Below are 22076 nucleotides of genomic sequence, written 5' to 3'. Positions count from 1 at the left end.
CCGTCTCCCTTGCCACGATCAGGGTCATGGAGAAGGCGGGCCTCGCGCTCGGCCGGAGGGTAGCCTATGTCGCCGGCCACTCGCTGGGCGAATATTCGGCCCTTGCCGCTGCCGGCATGTTTTCCCTTTCCGACACGGCGCGGCTCCTGCGCATCCGCGGCAATGCCATGCAGGCCGCCGTTCCCGTGGGCGAAGGCGCCATGGCAGCCATCATCGGCCTTGATACCGCCGACGTGGAGGCGGTCTGTTCGCAGGTGGCGGCGGCCGGCTCAGTCTGCCAGATCGCCAATGACAATGGTGGCGGGCAACTCGTGATTTCCGGCGCCAGGGTGTCGGTGGAAGAGGCCGCTCGGCTTGCCACCGAGCGCGGCGCCAAGCGCGCCATCATGCTGCCGGTATCCGCTCCGTTCCATTCGGCGCTGATGGCGCCCGCGGCCGAACGGATGCGCGAAGCTCTGGCCGAGGTAGCAAAGCATGCTCCCGCCGTGCCGGTCGTGGCAAATGTCAGCGTCAGCCCCCTTACCGATCCCGACGAGATCGCCGCGCGCCTCGTCGAGCAGGTGACCGGCCGCGTGCGCTGGCGTGAGACCGTGGAATGGTTCGCCGGCAACGGCGTGGACACGCTTTACGAGATCGGCTCCGGCAAGGTGCTCACCGGTCTTGCCCGCCGCATCAATCGCGAGCTGAACGCCGTCGCCGTCAACACGCCAGCCGATATCGAGAGCGCGCTCAAGGCGCTGCTGTAGGACTGCTAAATTTGAAGAGGGATACGCCATGTTTGATCTCACCGGCCGCAAGGCGCTTGTGACGGGAGCTTCCGGCGGCATCGGCGAGGCGATTGCCCGCATGCTGCACAAGCAGGGCGCGGTCGTAGGCCTGCACGGCACGAGGGTGGAGCGGCTGGAGGCTCTTGCCGGCGAACTCGGCGAGCGCACGAAGATCTTCCCGGCGAATCTTGCCGACCGCAATGAGGTCAAGGATCTGGCCGCCAAGGCCGAATCGGAGCTTCAAGGCGTGGACATTCTGGTCAACAATGCGGGCATCACACGGGACGGCCTGTTCGTCCGCATGGGCGATGAGGATTGGGACGCCGTTCTGGAGACCAACCTTACCGCCGCCTTCCGCCTCACCCGCGAGCTGACGCATCCGATGATGCGCCGGCGCTGGGGCCGCATCATCAACATCTCCTCGGTCGTGGGAGTGACGGGCAATCCCGGCCAGGCGAACTACTGCGCCTCCAAGGCCGGCCTGATCGGCTTTTCCAAGTCGCTCGCGCAGGAGATCGCCAGCCGCAACATCACCGTCAACTGCGTGGCTCCGGGCTTCATCGAGACCGCCATGACCGACAAGCTGAACGAGAAGCAGCGCGATGCGATTATGGGTGCCATTCCGATGAAGCGCATGGGGTCGGGCGACGAGATCGCCTCGGCCGTGGTCTATCTCGCCTCCAACGAGGCCGCCTATGTGACCGGCCAGACCATCCATGTGAACGGCGGAATGCTGATGGTCTGATGCGCTTCCGCGGGGCGTGTCATGCTCGTGATCGAGACGCGGCGCTGTGCCCTGCGTGACTTCCTGCCGGAAGACGAGGCAGCGTTCGCTGCCTACCAGCGCGATCCGCGCTTCGCTGCCGCTAGGGAGGAAGCGGGGCAGGAGGCGGCGGACCCGGCATGGCTCCTGCGTCTTTTCGCTGAGTGGGCGGCGGAAGAACCACGGCTCAACTTTCAGCTTGCGGTTATCGACCGCGCCGATGGCGCGCTCATCGGCTGCGCCGGGTTGCGCACGAAAGACTGTGCCGAAGGACAGGGGGAGCTAGGGATCGAGCTGGCGGCTGACTACTGGAGCCGGCACGGCTTGGCGCTTGAGATCGCCCGCGCGCTGATTGACTTCGGCTTATCCCGGCTCGCGCTGTCCGAGATAGTCGGCATCACGACTTACCGGAACCGCAAGGCCGCACGTCTCGCGGCTTTCCTGGGTGGCAGGCTGGAAGAGGCGCCCGCGGGCGGCGCAGTCTGGCGATTCGAAAAAAGCGCGATCGGAAGCTGAGGTGGCGAGCCGTGTCGCTGGCCGCCCTCACCCTATGGCATGAGATTGTGCGGGGAAAACTGCGGCGGGGGCGAAGAACCGGGTGCGCAGCGGGGCGGCATCGACAAAGCCGTTGATCCGGCCATCTTTTCAGCTTGATTAGCGTCAAGCCTGCCGCTAACGAAGACCGGAAATTCATGAAGTCGAGGGTTCTCACATGAGTGATACTGCAGAGCGCGTCAAGAAAATCGTTGTCGAGCATCTCGGCGTTGATGCCGACAAGGTGACCGAGCAGGCCAGCTTCATCGACGATCTGGGCGCGGACAGCCTCGACACTGTTGAGCTGGTCATGGCGTTCGAGGAAGAGTTCGGCGTCGAAATCCCCGACGATGCGGCCGAGACGATCCTGACGGTCGGCGACGCGGTGAAGTACATCGAAAAGGCCACCGCCGCCTGAGGCCGCGCTTGACGCAGCGAAAAGGCGGGCAATCCAGAGCATGAGACGCGTCGTCGTCACCGGCATCGGGCTTCTTTCGCCACTCGGCCTCGGCGCCGAGCAGGGCTGGAAGAAGCTGCTCGCCGGGAAAAGCGGCGCCAGGCGCATCGACACGTTCGAGGTCGATGACCTGCCCTGCAAGATCGCCAATGTCATTCCCCGCGAGGGGGAAGACGCGTTCGATCCCGAGGCGGTTCTTGAGCCGCGCGAGCTGCGCAAGATCAGCGACTTCATCACCTATGGCATCACGGCGGCCGACCAGGCGCTGGCCGATTCCGGCTGGGAGCCGAAGACGGAGGAGGACCGCTGCGCCACCGGCGTCCTGATCGGCTCCGGGATCGGCGGCCTCGACGGCATAGCCGAGAACGCGATCATCCTGCGCGAGCGCGGGCCGCGCCGCATCAGCCCGTTCTTTATTCCCGGCAACATCATCAATCTCGTCTCAGGGCAGGTATCCATCCGGCACGGGCTCAAGGGGCCGAACCACGCCGTGGTCACCGCCTGCTCGACCGGCGCGCACGCCATCGGCGATGCCTCCCGGCTGATCATGCTGGGCGACGCCGATGTGATGCTGGCTGGCGGCGCGGAAGCCCCGGTCACCCGTCTTTCCATCGCCGGCTTCTCGGCCTGCAAGGCGCTCTCTACCAGCTTCAACGACACGCCGGAAAAGGCTTCCCGACCCTATGACCGGGACCGCGATGGCTTCGTCATGGGCGAGGGCGCGGGCGTTCTCGTCCTCGAGGAACTGGAACATGCCAAGGCGCGCGGAGCCAAGATCTATGCCGAGGTGGTTGGCTACGGGTTGACCGGCGATGCCTATCACATAACCGCTCCCTCGGAGGATGGCGACGGCGCCTTCCGCTGCATGAGCGCAGCCATCAAGCGGGCCGGGCTAACGCCCGCCGACATCGACTACATCAATGCCCATGGCACCTCGACCATGGCGGACACCATTGAGCTCAAGGCAGTCGAACGCCTCGTTGGCAACGCCGCCGGCAAGGTTTCGATGTCGTCGACGAAGTCCTCGATCGGCCACCTCCTTGGCGCCGCGGGCGCCGCCGAGGCCATCTTCTCGGTCCTGGCGATCCGCGACAATGTCGCCCCGCCCACCATCAATCTCGACAATCCCGAGGTGGAGACGGCCATCGACCTCGTACCGAACAAGGCGCGCGAGCGCCGCATAGATGTCGCCCTGTCCAACTCCTTCGGTTTTGGCGGCACCAACGCCTCGCTGGTCTTCCGTCGCTACGTGGCCTGATCCACGGCTTTCTGCGCTCAATCTGCCGGAAAAATGACGCGATTCTCGTCCACATCGTGTAATGATTCCGCAACGACAAGAACGCGCATCGCGCGCCAATGGGGATTCGGGCGAGTTGGATAGACGGGTGGATCAGTCTTCAAGAACTGTCGCTTTGCGGTCGGAGCGGGAGACGCTTCGGCCCAAGCAGGGCACGCCGCCGCCGCCGAGGCGGTCACGCCAGTCGCGAAACCAGTTCGTCATATTCCTGAATTTCGTCATCTCCGCTATCGTGTTCGTGCTCGTCGTGGCGGGGATGGTCTTCTATTTCGGTAAGCGGACCTTTGACGGCCCCGGGCCGGCGACCACTGCGGAGACGATCCTGATTAAGCCGAATACCGGCGTGCGCGATATCGCTGCCCAGTTGGAGAACAACGGCCTCATCAGCGACGCGCGCATCTTCCTTGTCGGGCTGCGCGTGCATGGCGCCGACAGCAGGCTCAAGGCCGGTGAGTACGAGGTTAAGCCCGGCGCTTCCATGCGCGAGATCATGGAGCTTCTGGAAAGCGGCAAGTCCATCCTCTATTCGCTAACCATTCCGGAAGGCCTTACAGTGGCCCAGGTCTTCGACCGCATCGCCAAGACGGAGGAGCTGTCCGGCGACATGCCGGCGGAAATGCCGCCCGAGGGCAGCCTCGCCGCCGATACGCTGCGCTTCACACGTGGGCTCGCGCGCAAGGACGTCGTGGCGCGGCTCATGGCTGACCAGGAAGAGATGGTGAAGAGCATTTGGGAGCGCCGCGCGCCCGACCTGCCGCTCAAGGACATCAACGAGTTCGTGACGCTCGCTTCCATCGTCGAGAAGGAGACGGGCCGCTCCGACGAGCGTTCGCGCGTGGCCGCCGTGTTCGTGAACAGGCTGAAGCGGGGCATGCGCCTGCAATCCGATCCCACCGTCATCTATGGCTTGTTCGGCGGCGCGGGAAAACCGGCCGACCGGCCGATCTACCGATCCGATCTCGACAAGAAGACGCCCTACAACACTTATCTGATCGACGGGCTTCCGCCGACGCCGATCGCCAATCCGGGCCGCGCGGCGCTGGAGGCAGTGGCGAACCCATCGCGCACGGAAGAGCTTTACTTTGTCGCCGACGGCAATGGCGGGCACGTTTTCGCCACCTCCCTGAACGAGCACAATCAAAATGTCGCGCGCTGGCGCAGGATAGAGCGGGAGAGGGCCGCCGCGGCGGCGGCCGCAACGCCCGCTTCGGCCGAAGGTGGGTCTGCCCAAAGCGAAGGCGGAGAGCAGAGCGCGAATTGACCGCGCCTGCGTGCGCGAAAAGGGCCGGGCGGGTAGGGTATGACATTGCAGAGCATGACGGGGTTTGCCCGCGCGTCCCTTGAGGACGGTGTGGCGTCCGTGACATGGGAGCTGAGGTCCGTCAACGGCCGCAGCCTTGAAGCGCGCCTGCGCCTGCCGCCCGGCTATGAGAGGCTCGAACAGCCTGCAAAGCAGCGCTTTGCGAAGCATTTCTCACGTGGAAACATCCAGGCGAATTTTTCGGTGACGCGCGGGGCCGCGCTTCGCCGGCCGGTGGTCGACGAGGAGTTCCTGGCTGAGCTGGCGCGCCTCGCCCGGCGGCTGCAGGAGGAGCATGGCGCCGCGCCTGCGCGAGCGGACGGGCTGCTCGCGCTGCGCGGCGTGATGGACCTGCCCGATACGGGCATCGACGAGGAGGCGGGCGCGAGATTGGAGGCGCTCGCGCTCGCCGCCCTCGACACGGCGCTCGAGGACCTGGCCGCCGCCCGCCGCCAGGAAGGAGCATCGCTCCGGACTGTCCTCCAAGACCAGCTTTCGGCCATAGAAGCGCTGACGTTGAAGGCCGAGGCGGATCCCTCGCGCGAGCCCGCCAGCATACGCCAGCGGCTGCAGGAGCAGGTGAAACTGCTGATGGACGCGGCGCCGTCGCTCGATGAGGCCCGCCTGCACCAGGAGGCGGCCTTCCTTGCCGCCAAGTCCGATATCCGCGAGGAGATCGACCGGCTGAAGACGCATATCGCCGCTGCCCGAGCCCTGCTTGAGGCCGGCGGACCGGTTGGGCGCAAGCTCGATTTCCTTGCACAGGAATTTAACCGGGAATCGAATACGCTCTGCTCGAAATCCAGTGCTTCCTCCGTGACGGCGATCGGTCTCGAACTGAAGGCGGTCGTCGATCAGTTCCGGGAGCAGGTGCAGAATCTGGAGTAGGAATGCAGCCCGCCGCGCAATCCGCCGCTATCCGCCGCCGGGGAGTGATGCTGGTCCTTTCCTCGCCCTCGGGCGCGGGGAAGTCGACTATCGCGCGTAGCCTGCTCGAGAATGACGGCGAATTCGAGCTTTCGGTGAGCGTCACGACGCGCCCGCGGCGCGCCAGCGAGATCGAGGGCGTCCACTACCACTTCAAGACCAAGCGCGAGTTCGAGATGCTGCGCGACGGCGGCGACCTTCTCGAATGGGCCGAGGTGCACGGGAACTGCTACGGCACGCCGCGCAAGCCGGTGGAAGAGGCGATCGCCGGCGGAAGGGACATGCTCTTCGACATCGACTGGCAGGGGGCCGCGCAGCTGCGCGAGAAAGTGCCCGACGATATCGTTTCCGTCTTCATCCTGCCGCCGACCATGAGGGAACTCCTGGCGCGCCTGACGAGGCGGGCCGAGGATACGCCCGACATCATCGAGCGGCGGCTGAGGAATGCGCATCGCGAGATCGAGCAGTGGCGGGACTATGACTATGTCGTCATCAATGACGACCTGACCCGCGCCTTCAACTCCGTGCGTGCCATCGTGGCAGCCGAACGCCTGCGGCGCGAGCGCCGCCCGGGGCTGGAGGATTTTGTGGCCGGGCTGCTCTCGGAAACGCCGGTATAAGCCTTCACCGCTTCGTGGGCTTATAGCTCCCGCGCGAGCCGCGCGAATTCCTCCACCGAGAGGGTTTCGGCACGACGTGTGCCGTCGATGCCGACTTTTTCCAGAAGAGCTTCGCCGCCGAGCGATTTCAGGCTCTGCCGCAGCATCTTGCGGCGCTGGCCGAAGGCCGCTTCGGTGACCCGCGCGAGTTTCGCCGCGTCGACGGGAAGGGGCTCCCTTCGCGGCACGATCCGCACGACCGAGGAGGTCACCTTGGGCGCCGGGGTGAAGGCCTGCGGCGGGACGTCGAAAGCTATGCGCGCCTCCGTGCGCCAGCCGGCGAGGACGCCGAGCCGCCCATAGTGGCTGCTGGCCGGGTTCGCGACGATCCGCTCCGCCACCTCGCGCTGGAACATCAGCGTCATGGATTCGTAGAATGGCGGCCAGCGTTCCGGCGTCAGCCAGCGGATCAGAAGCTCGGTGCCGATATTGTAGGGCAGGTTGGCGACGATCTTCACCGCCTCCGTCTCGCCTGCCAGCGCCGCGAAATCCGTCTTCAACGCGTCTCCCGCGACGATCTCCAGCCGGCCGGGATAATGCGCCGCGATCTGCTCCAGCGCAGCGATGCAGCGCTCGTCTCGCTCGATCGCCACCACGCGCGCCGCGCCCTCCATCAGCAGTGCCCGCGTGAGCCCGCCGGGGCCGGGCCCCACCTCGATCACGGTCGCCCCGTCGAGCCTTTCTGCCGTGCGCGCGATGCGGCGGGTGAGATTGAGGTCGAGAAGGAAGTTCTGGCCGAGCGCCTTCCTGGCGAAAAGCCCGTGCCGCTCGATCACCTCGCGCAGCGGCGGCAGCCCGTCCATGCTCATGCGGAACGCTTCGCGGCGTTGTCGGCGAGAAGCCGGGCAAGCTTGATGGCGGCGATCAGACTGTCCGGCCGCGCGACGCCCTTTCCCGCAATGTCGAAGGCGGTGCCGTGATCGGGCGAGGTGCGGATGAAGGGAAGGCCCAAGGTCACGTTTACCGTCTCGTCGAAAGCGATGGTCTTCACAGGGATGAGCGCCTGGTCGTGATACATGCAAAGCGCGGCGTCGTAGTTCCGGCGCGCGGCGGCGTGGAACATGGTGTCGGCAGGGAGCGGCCCGAATGCATCGATGCCTCGCTTGCGCAGCGCTTCGATAGCCGGCGCGATGATCTCGGCGTCCTCCTTCCCCATGGATCCGCCTTCGCCCGCATGCGGGTTGAGCCCGGCCACGGCGAGGCGCGGAGAGGGGATCGCGAAGCGCTCTACAAGCTCGCGCGCAACGATCTCGCCCGCCGTCTGGATCATCCCCGCTGTGAGGCTCCGCGGCACCTCGGCAAGCGCCTGATGCACGGTGACGGGCACGGTCCGCAATTCCGGGCCCGCCAGCATCATGATGGGGGTGGCGGGCCGGCCGGCCGCCTCCTCGGCAAGATGGCCCAGGAACTCCGTATGCCCGGGGAAGCCGAAGCCGGCATCGTAAAGCGGCTTCTTGGCGATCGGGCAGGTGACGACGGCGGCTGCTCGCCCGGCAAGCGTATCCTCCACGCCGCGCCGGATCGCCTCGATCACGCCGGCGGCATTGGCCCCGGACGGAATGCCCGGCGTGTCGGCGAAGCGGTTCTCAAGCGGCAGGACGGGGAGGGCGGCGTCGAAACGGCCGGCCGCTTGCGCCGCGTCGGCTTCCACCATCGGGACGTCGACGCCGAGCCGGCGCGCCCGTGCGACAAGGAGCGCCGGATCACCCAGCACATAGAACGGCGGGAGGTTCTGCTGCCGGCGGGCCTGCCATGCGCGGAGCAGGATTTCCGGCCCTATCCCGGAAGGCTCGCCGATCGTCAACGCCAGCGCGGGCATGCGAAGCTCCTACCGGCCGGCCAAAACCAGGGGCAGGCTCGTCAGCGCCGGACGATGCGGGCCTTCTCGCGCAGTTCGGTCGTGTATTGCTTCGAAAGGTTCTCGAACGACCCGTCACCCGATTGCTCGGTCTGGAAGACCATCTTGGCCACGTGGTCGTCCGACACCTGACGCGCGCTGCACACGCCGACGAATTCGACCCCGCGCTCGGTCTCGCGCACGGGTGTGGCCCTGCCGGGCTGGGTCTGGGAAATCTGTTCCTTCCACTCCGGCGGCAGTTCCGGCTCGAGCACGCGGCCCATGTCGCGCACGGTCACGTCGATTAGGCCCTTCGCGAAGCTGACCGTGGTCTCGCAGCCGTTGAAGCGGTCGCGCATGGCCTGCGCCTCGCGCTTGCGCCGCGCCATTATCTGACCCCGCTGCGCCTCCGGCACAACGAAGATCACCTGCTGCAGCATGTATTCGGTGGCCGTCGGCTTCTGGCCGCCCTGCTGCAGCATCTTCTGCACCACGTCTTGTTCGGAGAGCGCGCCGCCGGACCGGGCACGGCTCTGCACCACGCGGCCCCAGCCGATCTGCGTGCGGATAAACTCCTTGAAATGCTCCTCCGTCACGCCGGCCTGGCCCAGGATCTGGCTGAGCTGCGCTGCCGTCATGCCGTTGGACGAGGCGAAATTGGCGTAGGACTGGTCGACCATGGCCTGCGTGATGTTGACGCCCGTCCGGGCCATCTCCTGCTGCCGCAAGGTCTGGTCGATCATTTCCTCGACGGCAAGCTCGTTGATATTGCCTTTGCGCTGCATCAGCCTCAGCAGCGCCACCCGCCTGTCGATGTCGTAGCTCGTCACCGGGCGGTTGTTGATGACGTAGCGGATTTCCGCCGCTTGGGCGGGCAGAGTGGCAGCCGCGCCGGCTCCGACGGCAAGCATTGCGGCCAAAGCCAAAATGACCGCCGCCCGGTTTGTTCTTGGCACCGACATCTGGCCCCTTCCTTCTTCTTTTCCTGCGAATGTCGCTCGAAACCGATCCTATCACCCTTTTGATGGGCGAAACTATGGCCCGTCCGGCCTATTCGCCGGTCAGTTGGCCGGAACCGCTGCCGAAATCGCCGAGGGTCCGCAGCGAGATGGCGAAGGCGAAGCTGTTCGTCCGCTCGCCGCCGACGGGGCGCTCCTGCGAGAACGACATGAGATAGGTGAAGCACTCGTCGTCATAGGCAAAGCCGAACGTATTCTTCACGAAGGCCTCGCTCTGGACGTCGTATGTGCCGGAGGCAAAGCCGCGCCAGTTTTCGTGGAAGCGTATGGAGGTCTGGCCGGAGATCTCCTGGCGATCGTTCTCGAAGCCGTAGAATGGCTGGGCCTCGATGAAGGCATATTGGACGGTGGCGGTAACGGGTCCCACCGTTCCACCTGCCCGGATATCCGTGCGCCGCAGGTCGAAGGTCTTCTCGTCGAAGCGCGCGCCGGTCGAAAAGGAGATGCCGTTGGGCATCGTCACCCCGAACAGGCCCACATAGTCCGAAACATCCGTCTCGAGGCCCGAATAGGCGCCGACATTGACGAGGTCCGGCGAGGCATAGGGATTGTCGCCCGCCAGATGATAGGACTGGCCGAACAGGCCCTGCGCGGTCCATCCGTTCCAGAACGTGCCCGAGTAGCGGATGCCCAGATTGGCGCGCGTGCCGCCCTCGATCCTGTCATAGCCGGAGAATTTGTCGCGCTCGAAAAGCGAGGTGGCATCGAAGACGAGCGACTGGGCGTCCTCGTTCGGGATGCCCAGCCGGTCGTGATAGGGCTCGTCCGGGCGGGCGAAAATCTGTGCCATCGGCTCCAGGACATGGGCTGTGCCCGCCGCCGAGAACAGGATCGGCCAGCGCGCTTCGAGGCCGGCCGTGGCCATGGAGCGGTAGTAGGCCGACTTGATGTCGGCCTCGGTCGATGGACCGGCGAAGTTGTTGATCTCGCTGATCGCACTGGGCGCGTAGTCGGTGAAGATCGAATCGGCGCGCGCATGCAGGATGGGCGTGACCACGAGGCCCGCGCTCGTCACGAAGGAGCGCCGCCACTCCGCTTCGCTCGTTAAGCGGCCGGAATTGCCCTCGAGCCCCTGCAGCTTTCCGCGCGTGATGCCGTCATGGGTAACGGTGCTGTACATGCCCTCCTCGCGGTGAAGAGCCTGCATGTTCATGTCGATGTTGAGCTCGCCGCCGGCCACCTGCCGGTCGGGTGTGTAGGAGTAATCGACACTGGGCAGAACCCAGGGCTGCGATTCGTGGCGGCCGCCCGTCAGGGCGCTTTCCTGCACCTGGAAGTGATAGCCTCTTGCATCGAAATAATTCCGGTCGTGCAGACCGGTCAGGTACACCTCCGAGCGGTGCACGGAGTCGGAATATTCCTCGATGTCATAGGTGTGCGAGAAATTCTTGTCGGTCTGCGCGAGCACCTTCCAGCCGGCCGACCAGCGGGGATTGATCCGGAAATCGCCCTTGGAGCCGACCATTCCGCGGAATGTCTCATTGGCGTCCACGGTATACGGCGACCATTCCTCCGGCCGCTCCTGCCTGATGCCGGCGATCCGCAGATTGTACTCGCCATTGTTGAATTTCTGCCGCCACTCGGCCTCGCCCAGGAAGCCCTGCTGCGTGTAGCCGGTGGCCGAAACCGTCAGGTCGAAGGTGGGCGAGAGGGCGAAATAATAGGGGACCTTAAGTCCGTATCCGAGCTCGCTGCCGCCCTGGATCCTCGGCATCAGGAAGCCGGACTTGCGCTTCACCGTCGGGTCGGCCACCTCGAAGAATGGCAGATAGGCGAGCGGCATGCCGAACATCTCGAACCGGGCATGCTCGAAGCGGACGATTTTCGTCTCGCCGTTCCAGATGATCTTACGCGCCTTGATCTGCCAGAGCGGCGGGCGGTCCGGCTTTTCCTCACAGGGCTCGCAGGCCGTGTAGACGCCCCTGTTGAAGGTCGTCAGCCTGCCGCCCACGCGCTCGGCGGTCTCTGCGGCGAAATAGGTCTTGTCAATCGTCTCGACCCGCAACGCGGTGACGAAACCATCGCCGAAATCGTCCGTCAGGTCGATCTGCTCGGCATGGAAGCGATTGCCGTCCGGATCGACGATCTCGACATTGCCGCTGGCGAGCACCCGCGAAGTGCTGCGGTCATAGGTGATGCGCTGGGCGACGACTCGGTAGCCGGAATATTCGATCTGCACGCCACCGACCACCGTGACGGTGTTGCGGTCGAAATCGTAGACGACCGTGTCGCCGGCAAGGACCATCTGGGAGCCGTCGGCGACCGCCTGCTCCTCTATGCCGGCCAGCTGCCCGGAGGCCGGCATTGCCATCGCCATGAGTGCGGCGATCGCCACGCCCGCCGCGAGCCGAAGGCGCGCAGACCGGCTGGCCCTGCGGGGGAGGTTCACCGCAGCCGTCACTAGCCGTCCTCCCTGAACAAAAGGAAAGTCACCCCGAAGAACATCGCCACCATCACCGGAGTCCATGCCGCGACAGGAGGCGGCACGAATCCGGCATCGCCGAACGCCCTCACCAGAACCGACACGACATAAAGCAGAAAGCCGGCGAGGACGCCACCCAGAATCACTGCGGCGGACTGGCCGACGCGCGTAAATCTCATCGACACGGTGGCGGCGATCAGGGTCATGGCGATCAGCAGAGGGGGGAGGGTCACCAGCGAGTGGAACTGCATCGAAAAGGCGCTGGCGCGGATGCCGAAGGAATGCGCCGTCTCGATCATCCGGGGTAGGGCGAAGATGGAAACGGCTTCCGGCTCCGTCAGCTCCTGGCCGACGAATTCCGGGAGCAGGTTGGTTGCGACTTGTGCGGAGGCAAGCCTCTCGGGCGCTTCTCCGCCACGCCGCCGCACCACATCGCGCAGCTCCCAATGGCCTGGGCGCAGCGTGGCGCTGGCCGCGTCAAGCCTTTCCACGATCTGCTCATCGCGCAGGATGAGGAAGACCGGGCGGACGAGTTCAGTCCCGCCCTGGAGGGCAGCATCAGCGCCGATCACGGTTTCGCCTTCGCTGGTACGCTGCGTGATCCAGCGCTCGTTCTCCGCATTGGCCGCTGTGCTCGCCCCGCGCACGGCCGCCTCAACCGCCTCCGCCTTGGAAAATGCTCCAGCGGCTATGGGATTGAGGACGAGTACCGAAAAGAGCCCGAAGGTGAAGGCGCCGAGCGCAATCGGCGTCAGGAACTGCCAGGCGGAGATACCCGCGGCCCGGGCGATCACCAGCTCGTATTTGCGGTTGAGGCTGATGAGCGTCGCCATGGCCGCGATGAGACCGATGAAGGGCACCGCCTGCTGCATGATGATCGGCAGCTGCAGCGCCGCCAGGCCCAGGGCCCAGCGTGCCGAGTAGCCTTCCAGATCGCCCGCGCGGCCGGCAATCTCGGTGAAGGTGACGATATAGACGAGCGCCGCGACGCCAACGAAATTCCACGCCGTGATGACCGCGTAGCGCCGGAAGAAGTATCGCCCGAGGGTAGGGCCGATCATGCGCGCCTCCCCGCCGCCGACCCCAGGCGAGAGAGTGAGTTCATGATCCGCTGCATGCGCGTGAGCAGGTTTTCCGTCCAGCTTGTCGGCAGTTCCATCACGCGATGGGTCGCGATGAACCAGACGCAGACGGCGATCGCGCCGATCGGCACGGCGTAGAGGACGAACGAAAAGTACGGCTTGGCTTCCGCCTCGTTGGCGGCATAGAAGCCAGCCCACCGCACGAGCAGGGCGATGGCCATGGTGGTGATCATGGGATGCAGGCGCGCCTCCCTGAAGGAGCGCGCGTCGCCGGCCACGGCGATGGCGATGAGGGCGAACACGATCGGATAGAGCCACTCGGAAAAGCGCATATGCATCTCCGCGCGGAAGCTCTGCGGGTCGCCCGCATACATCTTGTCGCTGGGGTCCGGGTGGAGCAGCTCCGGCAGATACCGGTCCTTCGGATAGAGTGTCGGCTCCCCGTCGCCTTTCGTGAACTGCGAGAGGTCGAATGCGTAGGAATCGAAGCGGATGACCGATACGTCCCCGGTCGGCGCCTGCCGCTGCACCTCGCCGTCGAACATGACCAGGAGGTTGCCGTCCTGGCGCTCCAGGACCGCCGCGCGGCGGGCATAGTAGATAAGCTTCAGGTTCTTGTCGCGCGTATCGGTGACGAAGACGCCGCCGAGCTGCCCTTCCGGGAGGCGTTCCGAGATCTGGATGAAAACGCCGTCGCTCGCCTTCTGGAAGGAGCCTTCGCGCAGGACGGTCGTGATCAGGTCCGCATTGGCGCTGGCAAGGATCACGCGCAGCGCCTGCCGCGCATAGGGTTCCAGCGTGTTGTTTATGGCGAAGGCGGCAATGCTGGCGGCGACGGCGATGAGCAGGATCGGTCGGAGGACAGCGGAGCGCGGTGCCCCCGCGGCGCTGATCACTGCCAGCTCCGAATCGGCGTTCATCGTGGCAAGCGTCTGCGCCACCGCGATGCCGATGACGAAGGGCATGATGATAGGGACGACGGCGGGCAGGGCGAGAAGGGCGACCGTGAAGAAGGTGGCTGCCGACTGGCCGCTGGTCGTCACCAGGTCGAGTCGATTGAGCACCTGGGTGGTCCAGACGATGACGAGCAGCCATGCGAGCGAGGCGGCAGAAATCGCCACCGTTCGCCGCAGGATGTAGAGCTCGATCACCTTCATGCCCGGACAACTTCCCCATGTTGATGGCCACTATAGGGCGCGCTGGCATCCCCTCGTGCGGGCGGCACAACATAGGCCTTCCGCTCAAGAAGCAGCGGCAGGCGAACGTCCCCGCGCCTATCTGGCGCCGGCAGGCCTAAGGAAACGGAAAGGAACACGGTTAACAAAATCTTGGTTGGAAGCCAGCAATCAGAATTTCTCTAAACGGCTTTGCTGTCTCCTTCCACCCCTTGTCAATTCGTCCAAAACGGCCAAGATCGCCGCTCCCTCCTTCATGAACGCAGCAGGACCCCCATGACCGAGAAACCGACCGTCGCCTTCGCCAAGTTTGCCGCGCCGAAAAAAGGCAGCGTCATCGTGCTTGCGCCGGAAGGGGGGCAGTTGGGTGAGGCCGCCGCGGCGGCGGATCCCGCAGGCATCCTGCCGAGAATTTTCACCACGGCCGAGTTCAAGGGCAAGCTGGCGGCGAGCATCGAGGCACTGGCCCCGCAGGGGACGGACTACGACCGGCTGGCTGTCATCGGCACCGGCAAGCCCGACGCGCTCAACGAACAGGGCTGGCTGCAGATCGGCGGCGCCGCCGCCGCTGCCGCGAAGAACGCAACGGAGGTGACGGTGATCGCCGATATCGCCGGCCTGGAGCCTTCCGCGCGCGACATCGCCAATATCGGGCTCGGCATCCTTCTGCGCGCCTACAGCTTCGACAAGTACAAGACGAAGAAGGATGAAAACGGCGGAAAACCTTCCAGGAACAAGCAGGTGCGGTTCACCATCCAGTGCGCCGACCCCAATGCGGCCAAGAAGGCATTCGCCGCTGCCTCGGCCGTGGCGGACGGCGTTTATCTCGCGCGCGATCTCGTCAACGAGCCCGCCAATGTGCTGGGGCCGGTGGAGTTCGCCGGGCGCGCCGAGGAACTGGCGCAGCTTGGCATCGAAATCGAGGTTCTGACCGAGAAGGAGATGCGCCGGCTGGGCATGGGCGCGCTGCTCGGCGTCGCCCAGGGGTCGGTGCGCCCGCCGCGCCTCGTCGTGATGCGGTGGAACGGCGGCAAGGGCAAGCAGAAGCCGGTGGCCTTCGTCGGCAAGGGCGTGGTCTTCGACACGGGCGGCATCTCCATCAAGCCCGCCGGCGGCATGGAGGACATGAAGGGGGACATGGCGGGGGCGGCGGCAGTCGTCGGGCTGATGCACGCGCTCGCGGCCCGCAAGGCGCGCGTCAACGCCGTCGGCCTGATCGGCCTCGTCGAAAACATGCCGGACGGAAACGCCCAGCGCCCCGGTGACATCGTCACCTCCATGTCCGGCCAGACCATCGAGGTGATCAATACCGATGCGGAGGGGCGGCTCATGCTCGCCGACGTGCTCTGGTACTGCAAGGAGGAGTACAAGCCGCAATTCATGGTCAATCTCGCGACGCTGACGGGGGCGATCATCGTCGCCCTCGGCAACGCTCATGCAGGCCTCTTCTCCAACGACGACACGCTCGCCGAGCGGCTGACGGCAGCGGGGCTCGCCACCGGCGAGAAAGTCTGGCGCATGCCGCTCGGCAGCGAATATGACAAGCTCATAGACACCAAGAATGCCGACATGAAGAACACCGGCGGGCGCAACGCCGGCTCCATCACCGCCGCACAGTTCCTGAAGCGCTTCGTGGACGAGACGCCCTGGGCTCACCTGGACGTGGCCGGCACGGCGATGGCGTCCCCGTCTTCCGACATCAACCAGTCCTGGGCGTCGGGCTTCGGCGTGCGGCTGTTAGATCGGCTGGTGGCCGACCATTACGAGGGGTGAGGTGGAGGTCCTCTTCTACCACCTGACCGAATCGACGCTGGAGGAAGCGCTGCCGCCGCTCGTGGAGAAGAGCCTGGAACGCGGCTGGCGGGTGGCCGTCCAGACGGCGAGCGAGGAGCGCCGCGACGCGCTTGACGCGAGCCTCTGGACGTTCCGCGATGACAGCTTCGTCCCGCACGGGACGGACCGCGAGCCGTATGCGGCCGAGCAGCCGGTGATCATCACCACTGGTCCCGCCAATCCAAACGGTGCCATGATCCGATTCCTGGTCGACGGGGCCGAGCCCGCCTCCCTCGACGGCTACGAACGCGCCGTCTTCATGTTCGACGGGCATGACACGGCCCAGCTGGAAGCCGCCCGCAATCAGTGGAAGGTGATGAAAGCGGCCGGCCACAATGTGACCTATTGGCAGCAGGGTCCGGATCGGCGCTGGCAGAAGAAAGCGTAAGGGGAGGGGAACGGCAGTAGGGGAGTATAGCCCCTCTTCGATGACTCTGACGCCGGCACGCAGTTGTCGAATGATCTAGACGACCGGCATGGCACCTGATGCCGCTGGTCCTCCGGCAACGGCGAGGCACACTTTGCCGGCCATCAAACTGTCTTGACATAAAGCTCAGGCCGGATTCCGCCATCCCTACTGCCCTACTGCCCTACTGCCCTACTGCCCTACTGCCCTACTGCCCTACTGCCCTACTGCCCTAATCCGCGATCTCCTCCTCGTAGCGGCTGGAAAGCTCCAGCCACTTCTCCTCCTGCCGCGACATGTTTTGCGCCAAGTCGGCGCGTTCCTTGGCGAGCGCGGAGGCTTTTCCGGGATCGCGCTGGTAGAGGGCAGGGTCGGCCATCTGCGCCTCCAGCGCTTCCAGACGCTTGCGCAGGCGCTCGATCAGCCCCTCGGTGGCCTTGATTTCCTTGGCGAGCGGCTCCAGGGCCGCCCGGCGCCGTGCTGCTTCGCGCCGGCGGTCCGCCTTCGAAGCCTTGTCGGCCTCGCGCTTTTCGCGCGCGCGGCTGGAGCCGCCCGTCATCAGAGCCCGATAGTCCTCCATGTCGCCGTCGAAGGGCTGGACCGTGCCCTTGTCGACCAGCCACAGCCGGTCCGCGCAGGCCTCGATCAGGTGGCGGTCGTGGCTGATGAGGATGACGGCTCCCTCGAAGCTGTTGAGGGCATCGATCAGCGCCTCGCGGCTGTCGATGTCGAGGTGGTTGGTCGGCTCGTCGAGGATGAACAGATGCGGCGCTTCGAAGGCGGAAAGCCCCATCAGCAGCCGCGCCTTCTCGCCGCCGGAGAGGTCTTTGGCGGGCGTGTCCATCTTTTCCGTCGAAAGGCCGAACTGCGCCACGCGGGCGCGCACTTTGGCCTCCGGCGCGTCCGGCATAAGTCGCCGCACATGCTGGTGCGCATTCTCCTCCGGCCGCAGATCGTCGAGCTGATGCTGGGCGAAGATGGAGACCTTGAGGCCAGGCGCGAGCGTCATCGTGCCCGCTTCCAGCTTCAGCCTTCCGGCGATCAGCTTGGCGAATGTCGACTTGCCGTTGCCGTTGGCGCCGAGCAGGGCGATGCGGTCGTCATTGTCGATGCGCAGCGTGAGGTTTTTCAGCACCGGCCGGCCGGGTCGGTATCCCACGGCTCCACCCTGGATGGCGACGATGGGGGAGGCGACCTGCTTCGCCGGATTGGGGAAGCGGAAGGGCATGACGCTCTCATGCAGCACCGAGGCGATTGGCTGCAGGCGCGCCAGCGCCTTCAGGCGCGACTGGGCCTGCCGGGCCTTCGACGCTTTGGCGCGGAAGCGTTCGACGAACGCCTCCATGTGCTTGCGCTGTGCCTCCTGCTTGGTGCGCAGCTTCTCCTGCAGTTCGGCCTTCTCGGCGTATTGGCGGGCGAACTGGTCGTAGCCGCCGCGCCAGAAGGTGAGCTTTTTCCCCTCCAGATGCACGATGTTGTTGACCGCGCGGTTGAGAAGGTCACGGTCGTGGCTGATGAGCAGCACCGTGTGCGGGTAGCGCGTCAGATAGCTTTCGAGCCACAGCGTGCCTTCGAGGTCGAGATAGTTGGTGGGCTCGTCCAGGAGCAGGAGGTCGGGCTCGGCGAAGAGGACCGCCGCAAGCGCCACGCGCATACGCCAGCCCCCGGAGAAGGACGAGGCGGGGCGCTTCTGCGCCTCGGCATCGAAACCGAGGCCGGAGAGGATCGCTGCCGCGCGCGCCTCCGCCGAATGGGCGTCGATATCGGCGAGCCGGGTCTGGATCTCCGCGATGCGATGAGCATCCTCGGCCGTGTCAGCCTCGCGCATCAGGCGGTCACGTTCGGTGTCGGCCTTGAGGACGATGTCGATCAGAGGCTCCTCCGTGCCCGGCGCCTCCTGCGCCACCTGGCCGATGCGCGTGCCTTTGGGCAGGCTGATGGATCCGGTCTCGGGAGAAATCTCGCCGGTGATGGCGCGAAAGAGCGTCGTCTTGCCGGTGCCGTTGCGGCCCACGAGGCCGGCTTTCGTTCCGGCTGGGAACGTCAAGGAGGCGTGCTCGATGAGGAGCCGACCGGCAATGCGCAGTGAAAGATCGGTGATGGTCAACATGGCCGGCGGGTTTTGGCCGAGACCGCCCGTGCTTGCAAGCCCGCCGGGCTGATTGCCGCAAAGAAAGACGGCCCGCGCGGAACGCGGGCCGTCATCCTGAAGGCCGTATGGTTAGCGGCTGGCCATCTGCAGAAGTCTGCAGAGTTCTACCAGGTCACGCTCGTAGGACCCCGGGGCGGCCAGGATACCGCGGCAAAGCTTCTTGTTGCGGATGAGCTCGGCATTCGACATTCCGGCGATAACGTTGGCGATGCCGCCGCCGCCACCACCGACCCCACCGCCACCGGCGCCGGGTCCGGGATTCGGACCGGGGTTCGGATTGGGGTTCGGGTTCGGATTTGGGTTAGGATTCGGGTTCGGATTGGGATTCGGGTTCGGCCCTGCCGAGCCACAGGACCTGCCGACGCAGACATCCGGGTCGACGAGACCCAGAATGCCCCGTCCGCCGCCGATATTGACATCGACCTTGGCAGGCGTGCCCAGGACATTGGCCCTGTTCTGCGTATCGAGGAGGCCGTTCGAACCGAACAGCGAGGTGGCGCTTCTTGCCGTGACGCCGTTGTTCAACGCGTTGGCGTTAGCATCGACATTTGCGAGCCTGTTGCCGCCGCCGACAGTGGCCTTCACATCGCCATTGGCCAGCCCGCCGAGATTCACGTCGACATCGACGCCAAGGCCGCCATTGCTCCTCTGGCCGACGCCCACGCCGGCTACGCCAAGGTCAACGCCGGTCATTCCGCCGCCGGAACCACCGATGCCGCCGAGCAAGCCGCCGCCGCTGCCAGCACCACCGCCGGTGGGCTGGCCGCTTCCGCCGCCGATGCCACCGAGCAGGCCACCACCACCATTGCCGCCGCCGGTGACGCCACCCACGACGCCATCAACGACGCCGCCGACCGTATCAACGACGCCGCCGAGCGTGTCGCCGAGACCGCCGCCACCACCGCCGAGACCGCCGAGGTCGAGAGCCGAAGCCGGCGATGCGAGGCAGAGTGCCAGTGTGCCGCTTGCGATGGTCGCAAGCAGCCCAGTTCTGTACTTGGGCATTTTTTCACTCCTGAATAGTTGCCGCGAACAGATTACCCGGCAATGATACTCAAGATTTCAACTCCTGCACGAGCAAGCTGACGAGATAGTGAGCAAGTTATTTATCGATGGGAGGAATAATAATAAAAATTTAATTACCAGTTATAGAGCGGTCGGTTTCCTTGGTGATTGACGATCGGCGAAACCCTATGAGTACTCTCTTCCTTCCGCTGTTCGATGAAAATAGATCAGGTCGAGCGACGGCGGGGTCTTTCCCAGCACCGAAAGTATGACGTGCGCCTGTCCGCGATGATGCGCGTGATGGTTGAAAAAATGTAGAAGCGCCGGCGCCAGGCGCTGCGACACCACCTGGGGATTGACGATGGTCATATAGGTGAAACGGCCCTGGAGGGCATCCTCGTCGAGCGCGGCCACCCATTCGGCGATTCGCTTGTCTTCCGCCTCGCGTGCGAGGCGCAGCGCCGGGAGGGCGGGGTGCAGGATCGTGTCAAGCCGCGCCGGCGCGTCGCCCTCGCCGGTGAAGCGGTTCATCCAGACCCGGTCGGCCACGAGCAGGTGGTTGAGCGTGCCCAGCATGGAACCGAAGAAGGCGCCGACGTCGCGCGTGAATTCCTCGTTCGTCAGTCCGGCCGCCGCGTCGTAGAGGAGCCCGTTGGCCCAGCGATTGTAGGCAGCCATCATCTCGAAGTGTCGTTTCATGGGTCTGCTCCGCCGTTTTGCCCGTCCTGATCTAGCGCATCGGAACCGCTCGCGCTCATCAAATCCATGCATGGTTCGGCACGCGAAAATCGATTGGACGCCGACAGCGTATCGTTTACCTCTAAGCCATCGGAGAAGGGGACAGCGATGACGATCCTGCTTTACGATCTCGTTGGCCGGGACGAGGGCCGGCCCTTCAGCCCGCATTGCTGGAAGATCGCCTTCGCGCTTGCCCATAAAGGGCTTGAGTTTGAGCGCGTGCCGGTCCGCTTCACCGAAATACCGAAGGTCGAGGGCGGCGCAAGCAAGTCGGTCCCGGCCATCCGCGACGGCGAGCGGGTTATGCGCGATTCCTTCTCGATCGCGCTTTATCTGGAGGACGCCTATCCGGAGCGCGCAAGTCTGTTCGGCGGCGAAGGGGGCAAGGCGATGGCGCGTTTCGTCGAGCGCTGGTCGCAGCTTACCTTGCACAGCTTCATCGGCGAAGCGGCGCTGCTCGACATCCACGGCATGCTAGGACCGGAAGACCAGGCCCATTTCCGGAAGAGCCGGGAGGAGCGTTTCGGCAAGCCGCTGGAGGAAGTGCCTCTCGGGCGCGAGGGGAGGCTGGAGGCGTTCCGCGCCTCGCTCGGGCCGCTGCGCACGCTTTTCTGGCACCAGCCTTTCATCGGCGGCGAGGCTCCGCTCTTCCCCGACTATATCGTCGCGGGCGCGCTGCAATGGGCAAGGGTGGCCTCCCCTTTTCCCTTCCTCGCCGAGGACGACCCGGTTGCCGACTGGTTCGGCCGCTGCCTCGAGCTATTCGGCGGGCTCGGCCGGCGTGTGCCGGCGGCGGCCTGATCGCTCTTCACAGGCGCATCCGGCGCGGCTATAGACCCGGCCATCTCGAATTCCCCTCATGCGAAGGATTTCCCATGGCCATCGAACGCACCTTTTCCATGATCAAGCCGGACGCCACCCGGCGCAATCTGACCGGCGCCATCACCAAGATGTTCGAGGATGCCGGGCTGAAGGTGGTCGCCTCCAAACGCGTGTGGATGAGCCGCCGCCAGGCCGAGGGTTTTTATGCCGTCCACCGGGGCCGGCCCTTCTTCGACGAGCTCTGCGAGTTCATGTCCTCGGGCCCGACCGTCGTGCAGGTGCTGGAAGGCGAGAACGCGATCGCCAGGAATCGCGAGATCATGGGCGCCACCAATCCGGCCAATGCCGCCGAAGGCACGATCAGGAAGCTCTTCGCATTGTCGATCGGCGAGAACTCCGTGCACGGATCCGACGCACCGGAAACGGCCGCCGAGGAGATCCGCTACTGGTTCTCGGAAACCGAGATCGTCGGCTGAGCCGATTGCGCCGAGTCGGCCGCAAGGCTCGGCGCCCATCCTCCTCCTTGTCTGGAAGGTAAGGGCGTGCGTCATCGGCACCACGCCCGGCTTTCGCCGTCTGGCTTTTCAAAGAACCTTCCCCTTGCGGGGGAAGTGGGAAGCGGGGCGCGTGATCCGTGCCTCTCTGTTAGTTTATGTGGCGCGTTCCACGCGCCCCGCCGGCCGCTGTCCCGACATTGGCCGGTCACTCGGGCCTTTCTTCCGTCCCGGCTGCACCCAATGAAGGGGGTGGTCTTTGCCGGGCCGAAGGAAAAGCCCTAGCGGCTTCTCCGCGGTTTCCGCGATGCCGGCTCTCACCCAGCATCCGTTTTTCCGAAGTGCTGTCTGTCACCCAGCACCCCGGCACCGCCGGCCTGTCGCGGG

Annotated in this window: 21 protein-coding genes; 12 read left to right on the top strand and 9 right to left on the bottom strand. The window is 65.4% G+C overall.

The genetic code is table 11. The features are described from left to right. The 8 genes from RIN79_RS07350 to gmk all read left to right on the top strand — a co-directional run. A partial coding sequence (locus RIN79_RS07350) for an ACP S-malonyltransferase (protein ID WP_309083991.1) occupies nt 1-746 on the top strand: 746 nt, incomplete at its 5' end. 28 nt (nt 747-774) lie between these two features. Beyond that, nucleotides 775-1512, top strand: coding sequence for a 3-oxoacyl-[acyl-carrier-protein] reductase (gene fabG / locus RIN79_RS07345; protein WP_309083990.1), 738 nt, complete (start codon nt 775-777; stop codon nt 1510-1512). 21 nt (nt 1513-1533) lie between these two features. Further along, a complete protein-coding gene (locus tag RIN79_RS07340; protein WP_309083989.1) occupies nt 1534-2046 on the top strand; it encodes a GNAT family N-acetyltransferase in 513 nt (170 codons plus the stop codon). 196 nt (nt 2047-2242) lie between these two features. Further along, nucleotides 2243-2482: an acyl carrier protein gene (locus tag RIN79_RS07335; RefSeq protein WP_309083988.1), complete on the top strand. Its 240-nt coding sequence runs from the start codon at nt 2243-2245 to the stop codon at nt 2480-2482. A 40-nt stretch (nt 2483-2522) separates the two neighbouring features. Next, nucleotides 2523-3779 carry a beta-ketoacyl-ACP synthase II gene (gene fabF / locus RIN79_RS07330; protein ID WP_309083987.1) on the top strand — a complete coding sequence of 419 codons (1257 nt, stop codon included), beginning with the start codon at nt 2523-2525 and terminating at the stop codon, nt 3777-3779. Nucleotides 3780-3840: 61 nt separating this feature from the next. After that, on the top strand, nt 3841-5079 hold the full coding sequence (mltG, locus tag RIN79_RS07325) for an endolytic transglycosylase MltG (protein WP_375165888.1): 1239 nt from the start codon (nt 3841-3843) through the stop codon (nt 5077-5079). A 39-nt stretch (nt 5080-5118) separates the two neighbouring features. After that, nucleotides 5119-6006 carry a YicC/YloC family endoribonuclease gene (locus RIN79_RS07320; protein WP_309083985.1) on the top strand — a complete coding sequence of 296 codons (888 nt, stop codon included), beginning with the start codon at nt 5119-5121 and terminating at the stop codon, nt 6004-6006. A 2-nt stretch (nt 6007-6008) separates the two neighbouring features. Beyond that, on the top strand, nt 6009-6665 hold the full coding sequence (gmk, locus tag RIN79_RS07315) for a guanylate kinase (RefSeq protein WP_309083984.1): 657 nt from the start codon (nt 6009-6011) through the stop codon (nt 6663-6665). A gap of 20 nt (nt 6666-6685) precedes the next feature. Here the strand turns inward: gmk and rsmA are convergent, their stop codons facing one another. The 6 genes from rsmA to lptF form a co-directional block, all read right to left on the bottom strand. After that, a complete protein-coding gene (rsmA, locus tag RIN79_RS07310) occupies nt 6686-7513 on the bottom strand; it encodes a 16S rRNA (adenine(1518)-N(6)/adenine(1519)-N(6))-dimethyltransferase RsmA (RefSeq protein ID WP_309083983.1) in 828 nt (275 codons plus the stop codon). Next, on the bottom strand, nt 7510-8523 hold the full coding sequence (gene pdxA / locus RIN79_RS07305; RefSeq protein ID WP_309083982.1) for a 4-hydroxythreonine-4-phosphate dehydrogenase PdxA: 1014 nt from the start codon (nt 8521-8523) through the stop codon (nt 7510-7512). The genes rsmA and pdxA overlap by 4 nt, the downstream gene beginning before the upstream one ends. A 41-nt stretch (nt 8524-8564) precedes the next feature. Next, nucleotides 8565-9503 carry a SurA N-terminal domain-containing protein gene (locus tag RIN79_RS07300; protein WP_309083981.1) on the bottom strand — a complete coding sequence of 313 codons (939 nt, stop codon included), beginning with the start codon at nt 9501-9503 and terminating at the stop codon, nt 8565-8567. Between the two features lie 88 nt (nt 9504-9591). Continuing rightward, complete coding sequence (locus RIN79_RS07295) at nt 9592-11961, bottom strand: LPS-assembly protein LptD (RefSeq protein ID WP_375165887.1); 2370 nt, start codon at nt 11959-11961, stop codon at nt 9592-9594. Further along, the gene (lptG, locus tag RIN79_RS07290; protein ID WP_309083980.1) at nt 11961-13043 is read right to left on the bottom strand and encodes an LPS export ABC transporter permease LptG; all 1083 of its coding nucleotides are present in this window, start codon (nt 13041-13043) and stop codon (nt 11961-11963) included. The genes RIN79_RS07295 and lptG overlap by 1 nt, the downstream gene beginning before the upstream one ends. Next, on the bottom strand, nt 13040-14221 hold the full coding sequence (gene lptF, locus RIN79_RS07285) for an LPS export ABC transporter permease LptF (RefSeq protein ID WP_309083979.1): 1182 nt from the start codon (nt 14219-14221) through the stop codon (nt 13040-13042). Before lptF ends, lptG begins: the two co-directional genes overlap by 4 nt. Before the next feature lie 294 nt (nt 14222-14515). Here lptF and RIN79_RS07280 point away from each other — a divergent pair, with 294 nt between their 5' ends. Further along, nucleotides 14516-16012 carry a leucyl aminopeptidase gene (locus RIN79_RS07280; RefSeq protein ID WP_309083978.1) on the top strand — a complete coding sequence of 499 codons (1497 nt, stop codon included), beginning with the start codon at nt 14516-14518 and terminating at the stop codon, nt 16010-16012. A 1-nt stretch (nt 16013) separates the two neighbouring features. Then, nucleotides 16014-16460, top strand: coding sequence for a DNA polymerase III subunit chi (locus tag RIN79_RS07275; RefSeq protein WP_309083977.1), 447 nt, complete (start codon nt 16014-16016; stop codon nt 16458-16460). Nucleotides 16461-16710: 250 nt separating this feature from the next. Here the strand turns inward: RIN79_RS07275 and RIN79_RS07270 are convergent, their stop codons facing one another. The 3 genes from RIN79_RS07270 to RIN79_RS07260 form a co-directional block, all read right to left on the bottom strand. After that, nucleotides 16711-18588, bottom strand: a complete 1878-nt coding sequence (locus RIN79_RS07270) for an ABC-F family ATP-binding cassette domain-containing protein (RefSeq protein ID WP_309083976.1) — start codon at nt 18586-18588, stop codon at nt 16711-16713. 111 nt (nt 18589-18699) lie between these two features. After that, the gene (locus RIN79_RS07265; RefSeq protein WP_309083975.1) at nt 18700-19635 is read right to left on the bottom strand and encodes a hypothetical protein; all 936 of its coding nucleotides are present in this window, start codon (nt 19633-19635) and stop codon (nt 18700-18702) included. 186 nt (nt 19636-19821) lie between these two features. After that, nucleotides 19822-20334 carry a DinB family protein gene (locus RIN79_RS07260; RefSeq protein ID WP_309083974.1) on the bottom strand — a complete coding sequence of 171 codons (513 nt, stop codon included), beginning with the start codon at nt 20332-20334 and terminating at the stop codon, nt 19822-19824. A gap of 147 nt (nt 20335-20481) precedes the next feature. Here RIN79_RS07260 and RIN79_RS07255 point away from each other — a divergent pair, with 147 nt between their 5' ends. Both RIN79_RS07255 and ndk read left to right on the top strand, forming a co-directional pair. Continuing rightward, nucleotides 20482-21174 (top strand): glutathione S-transferase family protein, encoded by a 693-nt coding sequence (locus RIN79_RS07255; protein WP_309083973.1) that lies wholly within the window; start codon nt 20482-20484, stop codon nt 21172-21174. Between the two features lie 74 nt (nt 21175-21248). Beyond that, entirely contained in the window at nt 21249-21671 is a 423-nt protein-coding gene (ndk, locus tag RIN79_RS07250; RefSeq protein ID WP_309083972.1) for a nucleoside-diphosphate kinase, read from the top strand. The last annotated feature ends 405 nt before the right edge of the window (nt 21672-22076 follow it).

Origin of the sequence: Chelativorans sp. (assembly GCF_031180965.1) — a bacterium.
Lineage (GTDB): Bacteria > Pseudomonadota > Alphaproteobacteria > Rhizobiales > Rhizobiaceae > Chelativorans.
The sequence above is the reverse complement of the archived record's forward strand: the minus strand, read 5'-3'. Positions and strand labels throughout refer to the sequence as shown.

Bases quoted from the DNA above. Each gene is read 5' to 3' on its own strand.
- gmk (WP_309083984.1), top strand. From the start codon at position 6,009: ATGCAGCCCGCCGCGCAATCCGCCGCTATCCGCCGCCGGGGAGTGATG.
- RIN79_RS07255 (WP_309083973.1), top strand. From the start codon at position 20,482: ATGACGATCCTGCTTTACGATCTCGTTGGCCGGGACGAGGGCCGGCCC.
- RIN79_RS07320 (WP_309083985.1), top strand. From the start codon at position 5,119: ATGACATTGCAGAGCATGACGGGGTTTGCCCGCGCGTCCCTTGAGGAC.
- RIN79_RS07335 (WP_309083988.1), top strand. From the start codon at position 2,243: ATGAGTGATACTGCAGAGCGCGTCAAGAAAATCGTTGTCGAGCATCTC.
- RIN79_RS07265 (WP_309083975.1), bottom strand. From the start codon at position 19,635: ATGCCCAAGTACAGAACTGGGCTGCTTGCGACCATCGCAAGCGGCACA.
- ndk (WP_309083972.1), top strand. From the start codon at position 21,249: ATGGCCATCGAACGCACCTTTTCCATGATCAAGCCGGACGCCACCCGG.
- RIN79_RS07300 (WP_309083981.1), bottom strand. From the start codon at position 9,503: ATGTCGGTGCCAAGAACAAACCGGGCGGCGGTCATTTTGGCTTTGGCC.
- mltG (WP_375165888.1), top strand. From the start codon at position 3,841: ATGATTCCGCAACGACAAGAACGCGCATCGCGCGCCAATGGGGATTCG.
- rsmA (WP_309083983.1), bottom strand. From the start codon at position 7,513: ATGAGCATGGACGGGCTGCCGCCGCTGCGCGAGGTGATCGAGCGGCAC.
- lptF (WP_309083979.1), bottom strand. From the start codon at position 14,221: ATGAAGGTGATCGAGCTCTACATCCTGCGGCGAACGGTGGCGATTTCT.
- fabF (WP_309083987.1), top strand. From the start codon at position 2,523: ATGAGACGCGTCGTCGTCACCGGCATCGGGCTTCTTTCGCCACTCGGC.
- lptG (WP_309083980.1), bottom strand. From the start codon at position 13,043: ATGATCGGCCCTACCCTCGGGCGATACTTCTTCCGGCGCTACGCGGTC.
- RIN79_RS07340 (WP_309083989.1), top strand. From the start codon at position 1,534: ATGCTCGTGATCGAGACGCGGCGCTGTGCCCTGCGTGACTTCCTGCCG.
- RIN79_RS07280 (WP_309083978.1), top strand. From the start codon at position 14,516: ATGACCGAGAAACCGACCGTCGCCTTCGCCAAGTTTGCCGCGCCGAAA.
- fabG (WP_309083990.1), top strand. From the start codon at position 775: ATGTTTGATCTCACCGGCCGCAAGGCGCTTGTGACGGGAGCTTCCGGC.
- RIN79_RS07270 (WP_309083976.1), bottom strand. From the start codon at position 18,588: ATGTTGACCATCACCGATCTTTCACTGCGCATTGCCGGTCGGCTCCTC.
- RIN79_RS07260 (WP_309083974.1), bottom strand. From the start codon at position 20,334: ATGAAACGACACTTCGAGATGATGGCTGCCTACAATCGCTGGGCCAAC.
- pdxA (WP_309083982.1), bottom strand. From the start codon at position 8,523: ATGCCCGCGCTGGCGTTGACGATCGGCGAGCCTTCCGGGATAGGGCCG.